Origin of the sequence: Nostoc sp. (assembly GCF_036917375.1) — a bacterium.
GTDB lineage: Bacteria > Cyanobacteriota > Cyanobacteriia > Cyanobacteriales > Nostocaceae > Nostoc.
On the sequence record NZ_JBALDN010000105.1, the window covers coordinates 54393 to 71855 of the forward strand.

At 42.5% G+C, this 17463-nt stretch carries 16 protein-coding genes; 10 read left to right on the top strand and 6 right to left on the bottom strand.

All coding sequences use genetic code 11. The features are described 5' to 3' along the window. The first annotated feature begins 12 nt into the window (after positions 1-12). On the top strand, positions 13-1119 hold the full coding sequence (locus V7K45_RS28540) for a peptidylprolyl isomerase (RefSeq protein ID WP_335008663.1): 1107 nt from the start codon (positions 13-15) through the stop codon (positions 1117-1119). A gap of 80 nt (positions 1120-1199) precedes the next feature. Here the strand turns inward: V7K45_RS28540 and V7K45_RS28545 are convergent, their stop codons facing one another. Next, positions 1200-1781, bottom strand: a complete 582-nt coding sequence (locus V7K45_RS28545; protein ID WP_335008665.1) for a Uma2 family endonuclease — start codon at positions 1779-1781, stop codon at positions 1200-1202. Between the two features lie 89 nt (positions 1782-1870). Here V7K45_RS28545 and thiL point away from each other — a divergent pair, with 89 nt between their 5' ends. Further along, positions 1871-2893: a thiamine-phosphate kinase gene (gene thiL, locus V7K45_RS28550; protein WP_335008667.1), complete on the top strand. Its 1023-nt coding sequence runs from the start codon at positions 1871-1873 to the stop codon at positions 2891-2893. Positions 2894-2944: 51 nt separating this feature from the next. Here the strand turns inward: thiL and V7K45_RS28555 are convergent, their stop codons facing one another. Further along, positions 2945-3958 carry a type I glyceraldehyde-3-phosphate dehydrogenase gene (locus tag V7K45_RS28555; protein WP_335008669.1) on the bottom strand — a complete coding sequence of 338 codons (1014 nt, stop codon included), beginning with the start codon at positions 3956-3958 and terminating at the stop codon, positions 2945-2947. Positions 3959-4074: 116 nt separating this feature from the next. Beyond that, complete coding sequence (gene nadD, locus V7K45_RS28560; protein WP_335008671.1) at positions 4075-4701, bottom strand: nicotinate (nicotinamide) nucleotide adenylyltransferase; 627 nt, start codon at positions 4699-4701, stop codon at positions 4075-4077. A gap of 403 nt (positions 4702-5104) precedes the next feature. Between nadD and murC the strand changes: the two genes are divergently transcribed. The 4 genes from murC (at position 5105) to V7K45_RS28580 (ending at position 8809) form a co-directional block, all read left to right on the top strand. After that, the gene (gene murC, locus V7K45_RS28565; RefSeq protein WP_335008673.1) at positions 5105-6568 is read left to right on the top strand and encodes a UDP-N-acetylmuramate--L-alanine ligase; all 1464 of its coding nucleotides are present in this window, start codon (positions 5105-5107) and stop codon (positions 6566-6568) included. A gap of 125 nt (positions 6569-6693) precedes the next feature. Continuing rightward, entirely contained in the window at positions 6694-7692 is a 999-nt protein-coding gene (gene murB / locus V7K45_RS28570; protein WP_335008675.1) for a UDP-N-acetylmuramate dehydrogenase, read from the top strand. 213 nt (positions 7693-7905) lie between these two features. Next, positions 7906-8253, top strand: coding sequence for a YbaB/EbfC family nucleoid-associated protein (locus V7K45_RS28575; protein ID WP_099100025.1), 348 nt, complete (start codon positions 7906-7908; stop codon positions 8251-8253). A gap of 76 nt (positions 8254-8329) precedes the next feature. After that, positions 8330-8809, top strand: coding sequence for a low molecular weight protein-tyrosine-phosphatase (locus tag V7K45_RS28580; RefSeq protein ID WP_335009006.1), 480 nt, complete (start codon positions 8330-8332; stop codon positions 8807-8809). A gap of 52 nt (positions 8810-8861) precedes the next feature. On the opposite strand, the gene V7K45_RS28585 is transcribed toward V7K45_RS28580, so the two are convergent. Next, entirely contained in the window at positions 8862-9545 is a 684-nt protein-coding gene (locus V7K45_RS28585; protein WP_335008677.1) for a response regulator transcription factor, read from the bottom strand. A gap of 652 nt (positions 9546-10197) precedes the next feature. Here V7K45_RS28585 and smpB point away from each other — a divergent pair. Further along, entirely contained in the window at positions 10198-10665 is a 468-nt protein-coding gene (gene smpB / locus V7K45_RS28590) for an SsrA-binding protein SmpB (protein WP_094349892.1), read from the top strand. Positions 10666-10846: 181 nt separating this feature from the next. Beyond that, complete coding sequence (locus V7K45_RS28595) at positions 10847-11128, top strand: WGxxGxxG family protein (RefSeq protein WP_335008679.1); 282 nt, start codon at positions 10847-10849, stop codon at positions 11126-11128. 55 nt (positions 11129-11183) lie between these two features. Here the strand turns inward: V7K45_RS28595 and V7K45_RS28600 are convergent, their stop codons facing one another. Both V7K45_RS28600 and V7K45_RS28605 read right to left on the bottom strand, forming a co-directional pair. After that, the gene (locus V7K45_RS28600; RefSeq protein WP_335008681.1) at positions 11184-12602 is read right to left on the bottom strand and encodes an IctB family putative bicarbonate transporter; all 1419 of its coding nucleotides are present in this window, start codon (positions 12600-12602) and stop codon (positions 11184-11186) included. Positions 12603-12932: 330 nt separating this feature from the next. Continuing rightward, the gene (locus V7K45_RS28605; protein WP_335009008.1) at positions 12933-14486 is read right to left on the bottom strand and encodes a GAF domain-containing sensor histidine kinase; all 1554 of its coding nucleotides are present in this window, start codon (positions 14484-14486) and stop codon (positions 12933-12935) included. A gap of 738 nt (positions 14487-15224) precedes the next feature. Here V7K45_RS28605 and V7K45_RS28610 point away from each other — a divergent pair. Together V7K45_RS28610 and crtB are read left to right on the top strand one after the other, a co-directional pair. Further along, a complete protein-coding gene (locus V7K45_RS28610; protein WP_335008683.1) occupies positions 15225-16418 on the top strand; it encodes a DegT/DnrJ/EryC1/StrS family aminotransferase in 1194 nt (397 codons plus the stop codon). Positions 16419-16549: 131 nt separating this feature from the next. Next, on the top strand, positions 16550-17443 hold the full coding sequence (gene crtB / locus V7K45_RS28615) for a cyanoexosortase B (protein ID WP_335008685.1): 894 nt from the start codon (positions 16550-16552) through the stop codon (positions 17441-17443). The last annotated feature ends 20 nt before the right edge of the window (positions 17444-17463 follow it).

Here is a 17463-nt window from a genome sequence, read left to right on the forward strand (position 1 = left end):
TTGAGTTATCCCATGCTTAACTTATTAAAATCCTGGCTGAAGAACAGCCTAATGGCAATACTGCTGATAACAATATTTTTAGGCATAACTACAGCTGGGTGGACTCCCTCCAGTAGCGCCGCACTGCCATCCGGCAATGCAATTACCGATGGCACAGCTTTGTTGCGGTATGCACTCCCGATAGATAACAAACCTGTGCGGCAACTACAAGCCAGTTTAGAGGACATCTCTGCCCAACTGCGGGCGAATCGGCGTTGGGGTGCTATTTCCAAAGACATTAGCCAAGCATCCCGCATTCTCGATAAACCTTCCCAAATCTTAACAAGCGTTCCCGCAGAACGCCAACCCCAAGCCGAAGCTTGGATTACCGAGTTGAAATCTGGGGTGGGTAAATTGCAAGAATTGGCGAACAGCAAAGATAAAGAACAAATACTGCAAGAGAAAAGCAAACTTTTAAATCTTGTTACTCAGCTAGAAGAGTCAATGGTGAAACAATTCCCCTTTGAAGTGCCTACAGAGTACAGTAACCTGCCACAACTTAAAGGTCGCGCCACTGTAGAAATTAAAACCAACAAAGGCGATTTGACCTTTGTTGTAGATGGTTATAGCGCTCCTGTGACTGCTGGTAATTTTGTAGATTTGGTACAGAGGGGTTTTTATAATGGTTTAGAATTTACCCGTTCTGAAGAATCTTACTTTCTCCAAACTGGAGATCCTGTTGGGAAAGATGTGGGTTTCATTGACCCAAAAACGGGCAAATATCGGGCTATTCCTTTAGAAATCTTAGTTAAAGGCGATAAAGCACCTACTTATGGCATTACTCTAGAAGAAGCTGGACGTTACGTTGATATGCCAGTTCTACCTTTTTCTGCCTTTGGTGCAGTAGTGATGGCTCGTCCTGAAAGTGAAGTAAATGGTGGTTCATCACAATTTTTCTTCTTTTTGTTTGAACCAGAACTCACCCCCGCCGGACGCAACCTATTGGATGGTCGCTATGCCGTTTTTGGCTATCTCACCGAAGGAAAAGAAGTTTTGGATAAATTGAAAGCTGGTGACAAAATTGAATCAGCAACTGTGGTTCGGGGAATAGAAAATCTGGTTGAGCCGCAAGCTGCATAACATAGGGCAGGGGAGCAGGGGAAGCAGAGGAGCAGAGGGAGATAATTAATTACTAACTCCTAACTCCTAACTCTTAACTTCTAACTCCCCTGATTTAGATTTCCGGCGGTGAATATCCGATCAACTGCGATCGCTAATTCGGGAAAAGTTCGTGATACAATTTGCTGATTAGCTGTAAAAACTGTTTCTTCGTAAAATCCATCTTCCAGTAGTAACACTGAAACTTTTGTTGCCAGTGGGTCTACAATCCAATATTCAGGAACCTCTAAGGCGGCATATTCTGAGCGTTTATAACGATAGTCCCGTTTCACCGACTCTGGACTAACCACCTCGACAATTAGTAACGGTGGTGACTCAAACACTGCTGAAGCATTCAACAATTCTCTAGCTTGCTCCAGTGTCACTACACACAAATCAGTCAATCTAGATTTATTTCTACCCGTTCTCACCCCACTTTCCCGAAAACACAGCCAAGTAAAGTTACAACGTTTGATTTCTGTATCTAGTAATTGCTCAAGAAATTTGGCAATCAGGAAATGTTCAATAGTCGGTGGATTCATTAGCTCTAGCTTGCCATCCACCAGTTCATAATGGAAACCGTTGCCATCATCATAGGTTAAGTACTCCTCAAATGTGATGCTGGTTACTGGTGTTGTTACCATCCCAACTGACTCCTAGACGATACCCTTATCTTAAACAGTAAAGTAAATCATCAGTTTTCTTCGTAATTTTGCAACACGGAAAACCGATTGTGAACAGTGAGTTATCTTCTCAACAAATAAAAGACATTGGCGAACAAGGTCTTTTAGAAAAATTACAGCGCTTCTGTCCTCCAGAAATGATCGGCGATGATGCCGCAGTACTTGAAACTGCACCAGGGCAATCTTTGGTAGTAACTACAGATGTACTGGTTGATGGCGTACATTTTAGCAACATCACCACTTCCCCAGAAGATGCTGGTTGGCGAGCAACTGCTGCAAATCTATCAGATTTAGCAGCAATGGGTGCTTCTCCATTGGGAATCACTGTCGGGTTGGGACTACCCGGTGAACTTAGAGTTAGTTGGGTAGAGCGACTATACCAGGGAATGACAGAATGCTTGCAAAAATACAATACCTCAATTGTCGGCGGTGATGTGGTGCGATCGCCTGTTACTACTCTGGCAATTACCGCTTTTGGTCAAGTTAACCCTAATCAAATTATCCGCCGTTCTGCTGCTGTTGTAGGAGATGCGATCGTCGTAACAGGCGTTCATGGAGCCTCCCACGCTGGCTTAGAACTGCTCTTACAGCCCGAATTAGGACAAAACCTCAACAACGAAGAAAAGACGGCTCTAATCCGCGCACACCAACGCCCACAGCCACGATTAGATGTCTTACCAATCCTTTGGAAAATTTTAGCATCCCAATGTCCCCTGCCCATTGCTGGTATGGATAGCAGCGATGGTTTGGCAGATGCGATTGTCCAAATTTGCCGCGCCAGTGGCGTTGGCGCTGTCTTAGAACACAGACAAATTCCTGTACCAAAAACTTTTAATCATTGGCTGACACCAGAGCAAGCGCTGGAATATGCTCTATACGGTGGCGAAGACTTTGAATTAGTGCTGTGCTTATCGCAAGAATTAGCATTAGCCTTAGTGGAACATCTTGGTCAAGGTGCTGCGATCGCAGGCAGAATTACAGCTGGATCGATAGTAATATTGCACGACGAGCAAAAAAAATTCCCTGACCAAGTTCTGAATCTTAGCCAGGGATTTCAACACTTTAAAAGTTAAAAGTGAGGAGTTAAGAGTTTTAATTCCTAACTCCTAACCCTCACTGTTTAATTAAACCCACTTCTCAGCTACCAACTCTGCCAAATCCAAGACTCGTTGGCTGTAACCCCACTCGTTGTCATACCACGCCATAACTTTTACTAAGTCATTGCCCATAACCAAAGTCAAGCTAGCATCAACAATCGAAGAAGCATCACTACCTTGATAATCGGAAGATACCAATTCTAGTTGGCTGTAGTCCAAAATGCCTTTAAGTGGACCTTCGGCAGCATCTTTGAGAGCTTGGTTAACTTCTTCAGTAATAGTACGCTTCTCAACCTGAACTACGAAATCTACCATTGAGACGTTCGGGGTTGGTACGCGCAAGGCAACACCATTTAGTTTGCCTTTGAGGTCTGGGATAACTAGCGCCACTGCTTTTGCTGCACCAGTAGAAGTGGGTACAATGTTTATCGCTGCGGCCCTTGCCCGTCGCAAATCCCGGTGAGAAGCGTCTAGCAAGCGCTGATCGCCTGTATAGCTGTGGGTGGTGGTCATCGTACCTTTGATAATGCCGAACTTATCGTTCAACACCTTGGCGATTGGTGCCAGGCAGTTGGTAGTACAGCTAGCGTTACTGATAATGTGGTGTTTGTTGTGGTCATAGTCATGATGATTCACACCAACCACAAAAGTACCATCCTCGTTTTTACCAGGAGCGGTAATCAGAACTTTCTTGGCTCCAGCATTTACGTGCTTGAGCGCTCCTTCTTTGCTAGTAAATACCCCGGTTGCTTCGATAATTAGGTCAATTCCCCAATCTTTCCAGGGCAAGTTTTCGGGATTGCGATCGGACACGCACTTGATGGTCTTACCGTTAACGATGATAGAGTTATCATCGGCACTAATCTCAGCACCCTTGATCTTGCCTAGCATTGAGTCATACTTCAGCAGGTGAGCATTAGTTCTAGGGTCTGAAGTGTCATTAATAGCGACAAGATCGATTTTACTATTCTCTCTACCTACCCAGCAACGCGCAAAGTTACGTCCAATCCGCCCGAAACCGTTGATTGCAACTCTAATCACAGTGTCTTGCCCTCTGTATTTATGCTTATATGTTGATATCGTTGACCCCAATCATATCGCAAAGGGGGGGGGCACTTTTAACCATAAAGTGTTAGATCAATAAAAAAACACATAATTTATTCAGATTTGTAAGAGTAGAGATTGTTGTTAGTGATATATGATCTGACCGATTCCGGGACTAAATAACGGATTGACTGGCGATCGCGGCAAAATTTGCGAATTAGACTTGACGAAACTCCGACTATTGGTATATTCAAGAGTTGCCAGTGAACGATCGAAGACTGCTCCCTGAGTTGTTGCTCGACTTGCTTGCAGATTAATTTGCTTTGAGTTATAGTCTCACCACCTAGCTGTCGGGGTGCGATTAACCAATCACACATTTGTGCTAATTCGTGTCCCCGGTACCAACCGGGTAAGGTTTGGAAAGTATCCAAGCCCACAATCCAGTACCAATGAGTATTTGGGTAACAAGCAGATAAGTCAATCAGGGTGTTAATGGCATAAGAAGTCCCAGAGCGATTAGTTTCCACGAGTGAGACAGTAAACGCTGGGTTATCTTCTATGGCTAATTGCAGCATTTGCAGACGATGCACAAACAAAGCTGCTTCTTTATGAGGAGGATTTAGGGATGGCACCCAAATTACCTTTTCAAGCGATACTTGATGCAAAGCTGTCTCGGCTAAGAGCAGGTGTCCCCAATGAATTGGATCGAATGTGCCACCAAAAATTGCTAGTTGTTGCATCCAGATAAGCCTGGGTTATATGCAATTGAAAAATAGTTTCATTACCAATGTACTATTGTACTCAATTCACGCCTAGACTTGATGCAATTTCAAATTAGTTTCACTAAACAATGTATTATGTAGCCAATTCCAGTAAGGTAGCCAAAAATATGTATTTGACATTACAAGAATTTCTTTCCCGATGCAGCCAAAATTTTCAGAATAATCTTAAGAACAGTTCAGAAATAGCAAAAACCTCCAACCAAGGTAAAATCATTCTCAACCAGGAAAACCAGAGCAGAAACATCATTTGGGCATCAAACATAAACATGATACAGGAGTAGTTACGGTAAAAATCAAATTCCTGTTATGATACGCGTGTCATTTGTGATTATGGTGTGGTGTGGTGTAAGAGGAGCAATAAATGACTAATTCTGTAGATTTTAGTGGTAGACCATTTCATTTCATTGGCATCGGTGGCATAGGTATGTCTGCTCTGGCATACGTTCTTGCAAAGCGTCAATTTCCAGTGTCAGGTTCGGATCTTCGTCCTAACCACATTACGCACAAGTTGGAATCTATCGGTGCTCATATTTTTGGTAAACAAGAGGCAAGCAATCTCGAATTCTTTCAGCCTCAAGTATTAGCTGATCCAGTAGTATTAAATTCACAAGAACAATTACCTACTGATACTAAGTCAAAACTGCCTCAAGTCATTTGTTCAACAGCAATAAACACTAATAATTTAGAATACAAAGCAGCTCTGGAATTAGGTTGTCCAGTTTTACATCGTTCAGATGTCCTAGCAGCTTTAATTGCCGATTATTACAGTATTGCAGTGGCAGGAACGCACGGCAAAACTACAACCAGTAGTATGATTGGCTATATGCTTCTGGAAGCAGGTCTAGACCCAACGATTTTAGTCGGTGGCGAAGTCAATGCTTGGGAAGGTAATGCTCGATTGGGACAAAGCCAATATTTGGTAGCTGAAGCAGATGAATCCGATGGTTCTTTGGTAAAACACGCTCCCGAAATTGGCATCATCACCAATATTGAACTCGATCATCCTGACCATTACGATACATTAGAAGAAGTCATTGACACCTTCCAGACATTTGCTAAGGGTTGTAAAACGTTGATAGGTAGCATTGACTGTGCTACAGTGCGCGATCGCTTGCAACCCACAATTACCTACAGCTTACACTCAGATACCGACGCTGATTACACCGTCACCAATATTGATTATCGTGCTGATGGTACCACGGCTTTGGTTTGGGAAAGAGGCAAAGCTTTGGGCGTGTTGACGTTGCGGTTGCTCAGTCGACATAATCTCAGCAATGCTTTAGCCGCAGTGGCTGTTGGTCGCGCTTTGGGCTTAGAATTTGGAGCAATTGCCAAAGGTATCGCCACCTTTGAAGGAGCAAGACGACGCTTTGAGTTCCGAGGTGAAGTCAATGGCATTACCTTCATTGATGACTATGCTCATCACCCGAGCGAGATTCGCGTTACTCTCGCCGCAGCACGTTTACAGGCAAGACCAGGGCAAAGAGTGGTTGCTATCTTCCAACCCCATCGCTATAGCCGTACACTGACCTTTTTAGAAGAATTTGCCGAGTCATTTACTCATGCTGATTTGGTGGTGCTGACTGATATTTACAGTGCAGGCGAACCGAATTTAGGGCAAATTAGTGGTGAACGTCTAACGGCAGAAATTGCTAAACAGCATTCGCAGGTAGTTTATCAACCAACTTTACCCGCAGTGTGTGAGTACTTGCTACAAACACTACGCCCAGGAGACTTGGCGCTGTTTTTAGGGGCTGGAAACTTGAACCAAGTGATTCCTGAAATAATTACGACACTTTGTGAGCCGGCTAAAGCCACATCCTAAAGTGGAGACTTTGCGAAGTTTTATTTCCGAGCAAAGTGCCCCTCTAGCAACGGTTTCATCTGTGAACTCTATTACCGTATCTTTGCGGTAAATAAATGTAAAAATTTTACCAAAAAAAAGTAAAGATGACCATTTCCCAGGCAGCTGGAAACGTCTGCACAGTTTCTGCTTTGAATACAAAGAAACAGCAAACAGTTAATTCAGTGGAGAGCGAAGTAATTTATTTACCCAGTACTGATTGTGCGATCAAGCCCCAGGCTTCTTTGTCAGCATTTACTTCCTATAGAGTTGGGGGAGCAGCTGATTTATACGTTGCCCCCCGAAACTTAGAAGCACTGCAAGCAAGTCTTAAATACGCAAAAGAACGTAATTTAAAGGTGACAACGCTGGGAGCAGGTTCTAACTTGCTAGTGAGCGATCGCGGTATATCAGGCTTAGTCATTGCGACTCGTCATCTCCGCTTCAGCCACTTTGACCCCCAAACCGGTCAATTAACCGTTGCTGCTGGAGAATCAATTCCCAGCTTGGCATGGGCAGCAGCAGAATTAGGGTGGCAAGGACTGGAGTGGGCTGTTGGTATCCCCGGAACAGCTGGAGGAGCCGTAGTGATGAATGCAGGGGCACATAATAGCTGTATCGCAGATATGTTAGTTAGTGCCGAGGTACTTTCACCCGATGGTACGTTGGAAACTCTTACCCCCGATCAGTTAGGTTATAGCTACCGAACTTCATTATTGCAAGGTGGCGATCGCATAGTCACCCAAGCCACCTTACAACTCGCGCCAGGTGCAGATCCAGCAAAAGTTGTGGCAATCACCAAAGAACATAAAAAGCATCGGTTAAGCACTCAACCATATAACTTCCCCAGTTGTGGCAGTGTGTTTCGCAATCCCAAACCTTACAGTGCTGGCTGGTTAATTGAACAAACTGGTCTGAAAGGCTACCAAATTGGTGGCGCACAAGTAGCACTACTCCATGCTAATTTTATCGTTAATCGTGGTGGAGCAAAAGCTAGTGATATCTTCTGTCTCATTCGCCACATCCAACATCAAGTACAAGAACGTTGGTCTATTAATTTAGAGCCAGAAGTAAAAATGCTCGGAGAGTTTCAAGGTGCTTGTTGAAACTTTCAATTCAGGGGATGGGGATTGGGAAGATGAGGGATCAGGAGAGAAGTTGCAGTAAGTCTTTCCTTTCTGCCCCTTTGCAGGTTTGACTCTTGTGCCCAATGCCCTATTTCATAATGCATTAATTATTGGTAAAAAAAGAGGCAAATTACTTACCGCATCTATAATTGAATTTGATTTGTTATTCAACGCACACGCGTATTAATAATTATGACAGGAAAAGGACAAGGATTCGGCTTTGGCTTAGGAAAAATGAAAGAATTAGCCGAAGCTTTTAAGAAAGCGCAGCAAGTTCAAGAAGGTGCAAAACGACTCCAAGAAGAATTGGAGCAAATGGAGATTCAAGGAGAATCTGGCGGTGGTCTAGTGAAGGTGATTGTCAGTGGGAACCAAGAACCCAAGCGGGTAGAAATTTCTCCAGATGCTTTAGCAGAAGGTGCAGAAGTACTTTCCGATCTTGTCACAGTGGCAATGAAAGAAGCCTATAACAAGTCCACAGCAACAATGCGGGAACGTATGGAAGAATTAACCAGTGGGTTGGAGTTACCTGGATTTTAGTCATTGGTCATTGGTCATTAGTCATTAGTCATTGGACAAAGGACAAATGACTAATGACAAAGGACAAAGTATATCTATGCCTTACAAGTTGCTGTTTGTCTGCTTAGGTAACATCTGCCGATCGCCATCGGCAGAAAACATCATGAATCATCTAATTGAGCAGGCTGGCTTGAGCGAACACATCCTCTGTGACTCTGCTGGTACATCTAGCTATCACGTTGGTAGCCCACCTGACAGACGCATGAGCGCTGCGGCAGCCACAAAGTTAGGAATTAAACTGCGTGGTCGAGCACGCCAGTTTCAAAAGTCAGACTTTCAAGACTTTGATTTGATTTTGGCGATGGATCGAGAAAATTATGAGAACATCCTCGCTCTCGATCGCACTAAGCAATATCAGCATAAAGTTCGTTTGATGTGCGAGTTCTGCTCTCGACACACTTTAAAGGAAGTTCCAGACCCATATTACGGTGGTCAAGAGGGATTTAATCAGGTTATTGATTTACTAATCGATGCTTGTGAAGGTCTGCTGACAAAAGTTAAAAGTGAAGAGTTATGAGTTAGGAGTCAGGAGTTTTAATTCCTCACTCCTCACTTTTAAGTGCTAATTTTTATTCCACTAAACCATGCTTCATCGCAAAACGCACTAATTCCGCGCGGTTGCTGGTTGAAGTTTTTCTTAATAAACTGCTAACGTACTTTTCCACTGTTCGAGGACTCAGGTGTAGCTGAAGACCCATTTCGGCATTAGAAAGACCATGAGTCAATAACTCTAAGACTTCCTGTTCTCTATGAGTTAGGGATGAGTGCAGATGGGATTTCTGAATTTGAGTGGACAGAGAATTATGGGCATCCGTCGCTTTTATAGAGCCGGAAATGCCTAAACTTTCTTTATGAGAAAAGCGATATTCTGATTGGATGATTTGCGATCGCTCCAAAAGATTGCGGATTGCTGCTGCTAACTCTTCCAGTTCAAAAGGCTTGGGTAAATATAAATCGCACCCTGACTGGTAGCCCAGAATTCTTTCTTGGGTCTTAATGCGTGCCGTTAATAAAATTACAGGCAATAAACGAAACACCGGTTGTTGACGCACCCGGCGCACGAGTTCATAGCCATTCATCCGTGGCATAACAATATCCGTGACAATCAAATCAGGATGATACTCATCCACCATAAACAAAGCCTCTTGACCGTCATTAGCCACGATCACTGAGTAGCCAGACAGTTCAAGATAGTCGCTAACAGACAGACGAGTGCCCAAATCATCATCCACTACAAGGATCGTCAAGGGCATGGATAATACACCCCTAGCATTTTTGTACTCAGAAATTTGCTTTTATGTACTCCGTTAATGAACACAGACAATAATAGTGTTCTTATGTTTCATACTATGACAGGATTACCAGCTAATGACTGCTCTCAGGGTTTATTTATAAAGGAAATCTTAAATCATTAGGAAGGTTAACGAAGTGTAACCACCTTAGACTCCTTGTGCTTAGGAGGCATAGAGAGGTTTGTGATTTGTAACAACTCATCATTAGCGTCATACTAATTCTTTGTCAGGACTTATACAAAAAGGAAGTGAAAATCTTGATTTCCTGTAGGGGCAATTCATGTAAAGGCAAAGAAGTAAGTTACGCGGAATCTTTGGTAGAGAAGCGGCTTACCATAAGGTATCGCCCCTAATTGATGTGTAAGTCCTATTTGTGAAACTGCACAAAATCAGGCTTGGTGAGACAAGTTGCTCAAGCAACTTGTTCTATGAAATCTTAGAGGTACTCGGTATCAGCTAACTTAAAGTTGCCAGAAAACCTTAATTGTGAACTTAGAAAAGCTAAATTAGTGATATACAGTTCACCATTTATAGCGGTTCTAAGATATACCCTATAATTTACAAACCAATCCAAATAATTTTTTAGGTACATTTAAAGCACACAAAATTATCAATGAGCGACAAGAACGAAGGTTACAAAGTTATTTGCGACAACCGTCAAGCCCGTTATTTGTATGAAATTCTAGAAACTTACGAAGCTGGAATTGAGTTGACAGGAACAGAGGTGAAGTCGATTCGTGCGGGTAAAGTCAATCTCCAAGATGGCTATGCTTTGCTTCGCAATGGCGAAGCATGGTTGATCAATGTGCATATCTCGCCTTACAACGCTAGTGGACAATATTTTAATCATGAACCACGGCGTACACGCAAGCTACTATTGCATCGTCAAGAACTCCGTAAGCTAATTGGCAAAGTCGAACAGCAAGGTTTAACTTTAATCCCTTTGAAAATGTATCTCAAACGAGGCTGGCTAAAAGTGAGTATAGCCCTTGGCAAAGGTAAAAAGCTCCACGATAAACGAGAAGACCTGAAACGACGCCAAGACCAGCGTGACATTCAACGGGCAATGAAAAGTTATTGAGGATTCAGTGTTACTAAACTACCACAAAGAGTAAGAAACGTATTGCTGTGAAAGCTATGTCGTATGTCTACAGCGTGAGTTATGAAAATGTTTAGTTTATAGCCGCAGATTGATTTTGTTAAGGTTGAGAACCGATACAGTGGTGAGTGACTTCGGATATCATCAGGAACTTTTACAACTTATGAAAAGTAATTTCATTACAGCTGTTGGCGCTGGCATTCTCACCTTGAGTATGGGAATTTTACCTTTAACTCTATCTGCACAAGCTCAGACAAACAATGACACTGGAGCCACTACTACTGCTCCAACAACGACTAATGACGATCGCAACGATTTTGATTGGGGTTGGCTAGGATTGCTTGGTTTATTCGGTCTAGGCGGGTTGGCTGGCAAAAAGAACGATCGCGAATCTGTAGCTTATCGCGACCCTAATGCCCCAAGTGCCACTACCTACAGAGATTAGAAAATTCAAAAGTTGTCAGTTGTGCGGTAAGAAAACAACTGACAACTTATTTATGTTAATTTCCTGCTGGTTCTAAGTTAGTTGAATTTGTCTGGTTTTGAGCTAAAGGTGTCCAGTAGCTGGCAATTAAGGCAACGATCAGCCACCAGAGGGTATTGACTTCAGGACGATACCAGACAGTATCTACGGTACCGTGAGCTAGCATACCCAACAAAATAGCGATCGCTCCGATTAACCAAAATCCCTCTACACTTCTGATTTGTCGCAATCGTCGCACTTGTAAAAGTGCAGTATTAAATGTGACAATTAATAGCCAGAGAAAGCAGGCTAAACCAACAAAGCCAGTTTCTACAGTCACTTCAAACAATATCGAATAGGCGCTCAAAGCAGTGTAACGAGGGCGTTGGTAGAGGGGATAAACTTTATTAAAAGAGTTGTGACCAGGCCCAATGCCGAAAATCGGGCGATCGCGAATCATTTCAAAAACAGCATCCCACACATTTCGGCGAAAGTTATTACTGCTATCCTTACGGTCAGCAAAAATACTAAACACTCGCAGCCGCACTGGTTCTACAAATATTACTGCTAGCACCAATACGCCGATCAAACCTCCTAAAACAATCGGCAGTGACCAAGTACGCCAAAAACGAGGCATTTCCACGCTTTTCCAATAAACTAGCAATGCCATTACAGCTAAAACTGCCACCACTAGTCCAATCCAACCGCCACGACTAAAAGTCAGAATCAGGCAGGAACTATTGACAATTAGCATCGTTAATGCTAAAGCTTTTTTAGGCCAGCTTTGCCATGCAAAAATTGCCACTAAGCTAAAAATTACTGCTGGTAAGAGGTATCCAGCCAATAAGTTGGGATTGCCTAAATAACTGTAGACTCTTGTAGTCTTAGACATAGGAGATTCTGGATCGACCCAAGTTGCCAATGCTGTGGCTCCAAAAAACCATTGCCGCAACCCGTATACACTAACAATTAACGATACGTGCAGATAAAGGATGATAATCCAAGAACGGAGGCGAGGCGACCTTAATACCCTGGCACAAAGGGTAAATAGTAGCAAATACAAGGTCAAGGTTCCCAAGTCGTTAAGTGCCGCCTTTTTGACTGGTGATAATGCTGTTGCGATTGCGGCAACTCCCCAGTAGAGCAGTACCAGCAAGTGAATGGGAGTGACTGACGAGACATTTGCTGGTGTTACTTCATCAGATAAAGTCAACAACAGCCAAAATCCGACACAAGCCACCAGCAAAAAACCCACCAATGTACTCGAAGCAAAAGGTGCTAGAGCATATATTAAGCTGAGTAAAGCCGCTGCGATCGCATCTCCCCATTGAAGCAAGACGCTAGTTTGCCGCCAAGAACTTAGCAATCCCACCAGAGAGCGGTGTACATAACTGGTAGCAAGATATTCTTTGAGCGGTAAAGTTGATAGAGTAAATCGTTGCCAGACTAAATTCATAAAAAACATTGCGATCGATTAGCCTGCCGACGCAGAACTTGGAATCGATCATAATGCCTATAGCTATAAAAAGGTAATAACAGAAATTGCCCATCGCGTGATGGCGCTCTTATTCCTAGCCATCAGCCAATAGCAAGTTAAGAATAGTTCTTTATATACTTAGTACAGCCTGATGTAAAATGGTGGCGAATTGAGGGTTGAAATTTAAAGGCATAGGTAAGCGCAGAAGTACACAGAGAATTAATCAAAATCTAGATAGAAAATACGTCTTTCCCAATCTCCATTACCCCTTATTCCCAGAGGATACTCCACAATCCACAATCCCCACGATTAGACATCGCTAATTGCTTGTGAGGAAGTTGCTAGTTGCAATGGCAAAGAAAGCACATAACGATATCCTGATTCTGGTGAACCTTGAATCAAAATATGTCCGCCATGTAATTCTGCTAGTTGACAACTTAGTAATAGACCTAAGCTTTCACGAGAAAGACTTCCATGTGATTTAGCTAAATTTATACCTGAACTAGTAGCAAAGAAATTTGAGTGGGAATCACTCAAGTTTTTGGAATTTTCCACTGCTACTGATGAAGTATCTAATTGTTCTTGTCTTTCTGTATGAATATTGTAAGTTGCTACCTCACCTGTAAGCTCCAGCAGGGACAAAGAATTGAGACGGAAGTAAGGATCGACCTCTGTTATGCCGTCCCCTAACCAGGGATGCGAAACCCAAATAGTAATGTTGAGCGTATCTTCTTTGTAAGAAACATGAATGCGAACAATGCTACCTGTAGCCGAAAGTTGAATCACACTGAAAACCAGATGATAAAGCATTTGCCGCACTTTGTCTTTATCTAAAGGCCAAATGCGATTGCGTCCTGGTTCTATAGACAGGCGAATATCTTGCTCGCGGCGATTAGCTACTTCTTCTAGAGTATTGATAGCTTGTTGGCATAGCATTTCAATATCCACGGGAGCTAAATTTAGCACAGTTGAGTTTTCATCCATCGCTCCTAGTTCGGTAATTTCGTTTACTAGGGAAAGTAAGTACCGACCACTGTGTTGGATAATTTCTAAATATTCTCTCTGTTTAGTCGTCAAAGGCCCATAAATCTCACGTCCTAAAACACTAGCCATACCGAGTACAGATGTTAAGGGCGTGCGTAACTCCTGAGTTAGCTGACTCAAAAGTTCTAGCTTCAGTTGCTTAGTAGAAACAGAGTCGCTATCTTGAGTAGATGCAGTGATTTTAATCTCAGTGTTACGTTCCTCATTCAGTGAAAATATCGGAACGTTCTTGGCAGCGCTTGATTCGAGTTTGCCTTGCAGGAGTCTATTACGTTCAAATTCACTCATGCTCCAACGAGCAATGATTTGTAAAAACTCAATGTCTCGGGTTGTAAAATTGCGCGGGACTAAATCCATCACCGCTAATGCACCTAAACAATGTCCCTCAGCATCAATTAAAGGCGCTCCTAAGTAAGCACGAATACCATAATCTTGCACTAACTTGCTGCCAGCAAGTACTGGATCGGTAAGTTTATGCGTATCATTAATTACAAATACTTGAAAGCTGTCTACTACCTGAGTGCAAAATGATTCCCGGCGTAGTAGTTGGCGGCTTTGTGCCAAATGATTCATTAGTCCTAGTCTAGATAAGCCTATCGCCGATTTGAACCAATGGCGTTCTTGATCCACAAATCCCAATATCGAAATTGGTGCTTCCAAAAAGTGGGCAGCAGTCTGTGTGGCTTCTTCAAAAACCGGAATCGTTTCTGGTTGCCGCAAACCTAAATCGGACAAAGCTTTGAGGCGTTGCTGTTCTCTTGATTCATGAGAATCCCAACCATCCTTTAGGGCAAATAATTTGTTTTCAGGCTCTATCATTGCCACTGCTACCTTAATAATTTCTCTATTGTGTAATTGATCCAAGTCCTATTTCTAGGTTATCAATTGCTATTTTTAAGCATTCCCTAATTTTGCCTCTGACAAACAAATTTAGGGCAAAAATTTTTTCTCCCTTGCATTAAGCCAAGATGTGGTGTCTGCTAGTTACTAGTTACTGGTGCTGAATGTTCTTTATTTAGCACTGATGTAGTCTTTATTGCTTGAGATTTTGCAATCGGACTGCGTTAGATTTGAATTCAGCCAGGGTAAGCTAATGCTAAGGATACAATACAAAGGGGCTATCATTCTTTATGTCTATAAGGGAAAATTTTGACTGGAACATTCAAAGTAAATTTACTTAAAAAAATAAATGTTATTGTAATTAAATATAGATATTTTACTGATAACAACTAGCACCCAGAGATGATAATCCTAGTGCAGGATGACCTAAATAGGCCAACCATATCCCTACGGATTAGCAAACTACCAAATTATTGAAAAGCCCAGTTTCTGAACTTTTTGAATTTTGAGAGAAGTTGGAGTGGCGGCTTCAGAGAAGTCTGATGGCAACTTTGGGCGCTCAAATTAAGAGGGCGTGATTTTGAAACCCATAATCGACTAAATAATCGATCTAAGCCTTTATCCAATAGATTAAATCTATGACAATTTCATGCCGAAAATTGTACAAGGTTTTCTATTTTTTCCATGTGAGGAAACATTTTTTGAGGACGACTGATAATGAATAAAATGACTATTAGAGTTCCTTTTGTAGACCTAAAGTTACAACATGAACCAATTCAAACGCAATTGCAAGATGCAATCCAATCTGTATTGGAACGGGGAGATTTTATTTTAGGGCAAGCACTCTCAGATTTTGAAGCAGCATTTGCGGCAGTATCTGGTACAGCTTATGGAGTTGGTGTGGCATCAGGAACAGATGCGATCGCTCTGGGATTGCAAGCGTGTAATATTGGTGCTGGCGATGAAGTAATTTTACCCGCAAATACTTTTATTGCCACCTTAATTGGGGTGCTACGTGCTGGCGCCAAGCCAATTTTGGTAGATTGCGATCGCCAAACTGCTTTAATTGATTTAAGAGAAGCAGCAAAGGCAATTACGCCTCAGACTAAAGCAATTATCCCCGTGCATCTCTATGGTCAGATGGTATCACCACGCGATCTAGTGAACTTTGCCGATACTTACAAACTCCTAATTTTTGAAGATGCCGCCCAAGCACATCTGGCGCAAAGAGACGGATATTACGCTGGTTCAGTAGGAATAGCAGCAGCTTTTAGTTTCTATCCCAGCAAAAATTTGGGAGCATTTGGGGATGGGGGAATGCTGCTGACACGGGATTCAGATGTAGCCCAGAAGATGGTGCGCTTGCGAAATTATGGTGCATCGCAAAAGTATTTTCATACTGAACCAGGTACGAATAGCCGCTTGGATACTTTGCAAGCAGCAATTTTGCACAAAAAACTCCCATATTTGCCGCAGTGGAATCGCGATCGCCTGACTATTGCCCAGCAGTATGATAGTGAACTAGCACCCTTGGCAACTGCTGGAATTATTCCTATAGAAAATCAAAGTGATACAGGACACGTTTATCATCTTTATGTGATTAAAGTAGATGATTCTTGCCCAATAGAACGCCAGCAGCTCCAGGAAAAACTCACAGCGGCGGGAATTCAAACTGGTATTCACTACCCAATTCCTTGTCATCTCCAGCCAGCATTCACCAACTTAGGCTATCAACCAGGAGATTTTCCCCAAGCAGAGAAGTTGTCAAAGCAAATATTATCATTACCGATGTATCCTGGTTTGAGTAGTAGCCAAGTTAAAGAAGTTGTAGCAGCGATCGCCAATGCAGTTTCAACAAGTTATCAGGTAGATAATCTATCTCCTGCTGACCTGGGCAGCGTGGTAGCCTGAAGTTAATTCATACTTAATGTACATCTAAAAATTAGACATTTGTCCTTTGTCATTTATCCTTTGCAAATGACCAATGACTAATGACTAATGACCAATGACTAATAACCAAAGTTTTTGAATTACTTAAAATCATGGCACTCCAGCAACAGGTTAAAAATATAAACGCATCAGGCTTGTTAAATCTAGCTATTTTAGGCGTTTTGCTGCTGCTTTATGCTCCAATATTGCTGCACTGGTTGGATGGTTGGCTGCACAAAAATATCAGTACAGAACACGAATATTTCAGCCACGGAATTATTGGCCTACCATTTGCGGCTTATTTAGGCTGGATGAACCGGAAAAAGTGGAGACGTTTGCCAGATACCATCAATCCTTTGGGCGCTGTTTTATTGTTATTAGGGGCAATTTTTTATCTTAGCGGTGTTACAGAGTGGGTTAACCTTTCGTTGCCCGCGATATTAATCGGATTATGCTTGTGGTTTAAGGGAATAGCAGGTTTGCGATTACAAGGATTCCCTCTATTACTAGTATTTTTAGCCACCCCAACAGCATTACCCTATCTCATTGCTCCCTATACCATGCCTCTGCAAAGCTTCATCGCTGGCACAGCAGGCTTCATACTGAATCAATTTGGTATGGAAGTAACCGTAGATGAGATCAATCTTTACGTGGGAGGACGGATTGTAGAAGTTGCTCCCTATTGTGCAGGGCTAAAAATGTTGTTTACGACTCTCTACGTTGGTTTGATGCTGCTTTATTGGACAGATGCTTTGTCTTCACGGCGGACAACTATATCGTTTTTATCTCTTGCTGCGATCGTTAGTATTATTGCCAATATCATTCGTAATACTTTACTGACTTTCTTTCACGGCACGGGTCAAGAAGCGTCTTTTAAATGGCTGCATGAGGGGTGGGGTGGTGATGTCTACTCTGCTTGTATGCTGGTGTCACTAGTGCCCTTACTGAATTGGATTAATAGCTATTTTTCAGCATCTCTAGAAACTGAGCAAGAAGCAGAAAGTTAGAGGCATTGGGTATTAGGCAG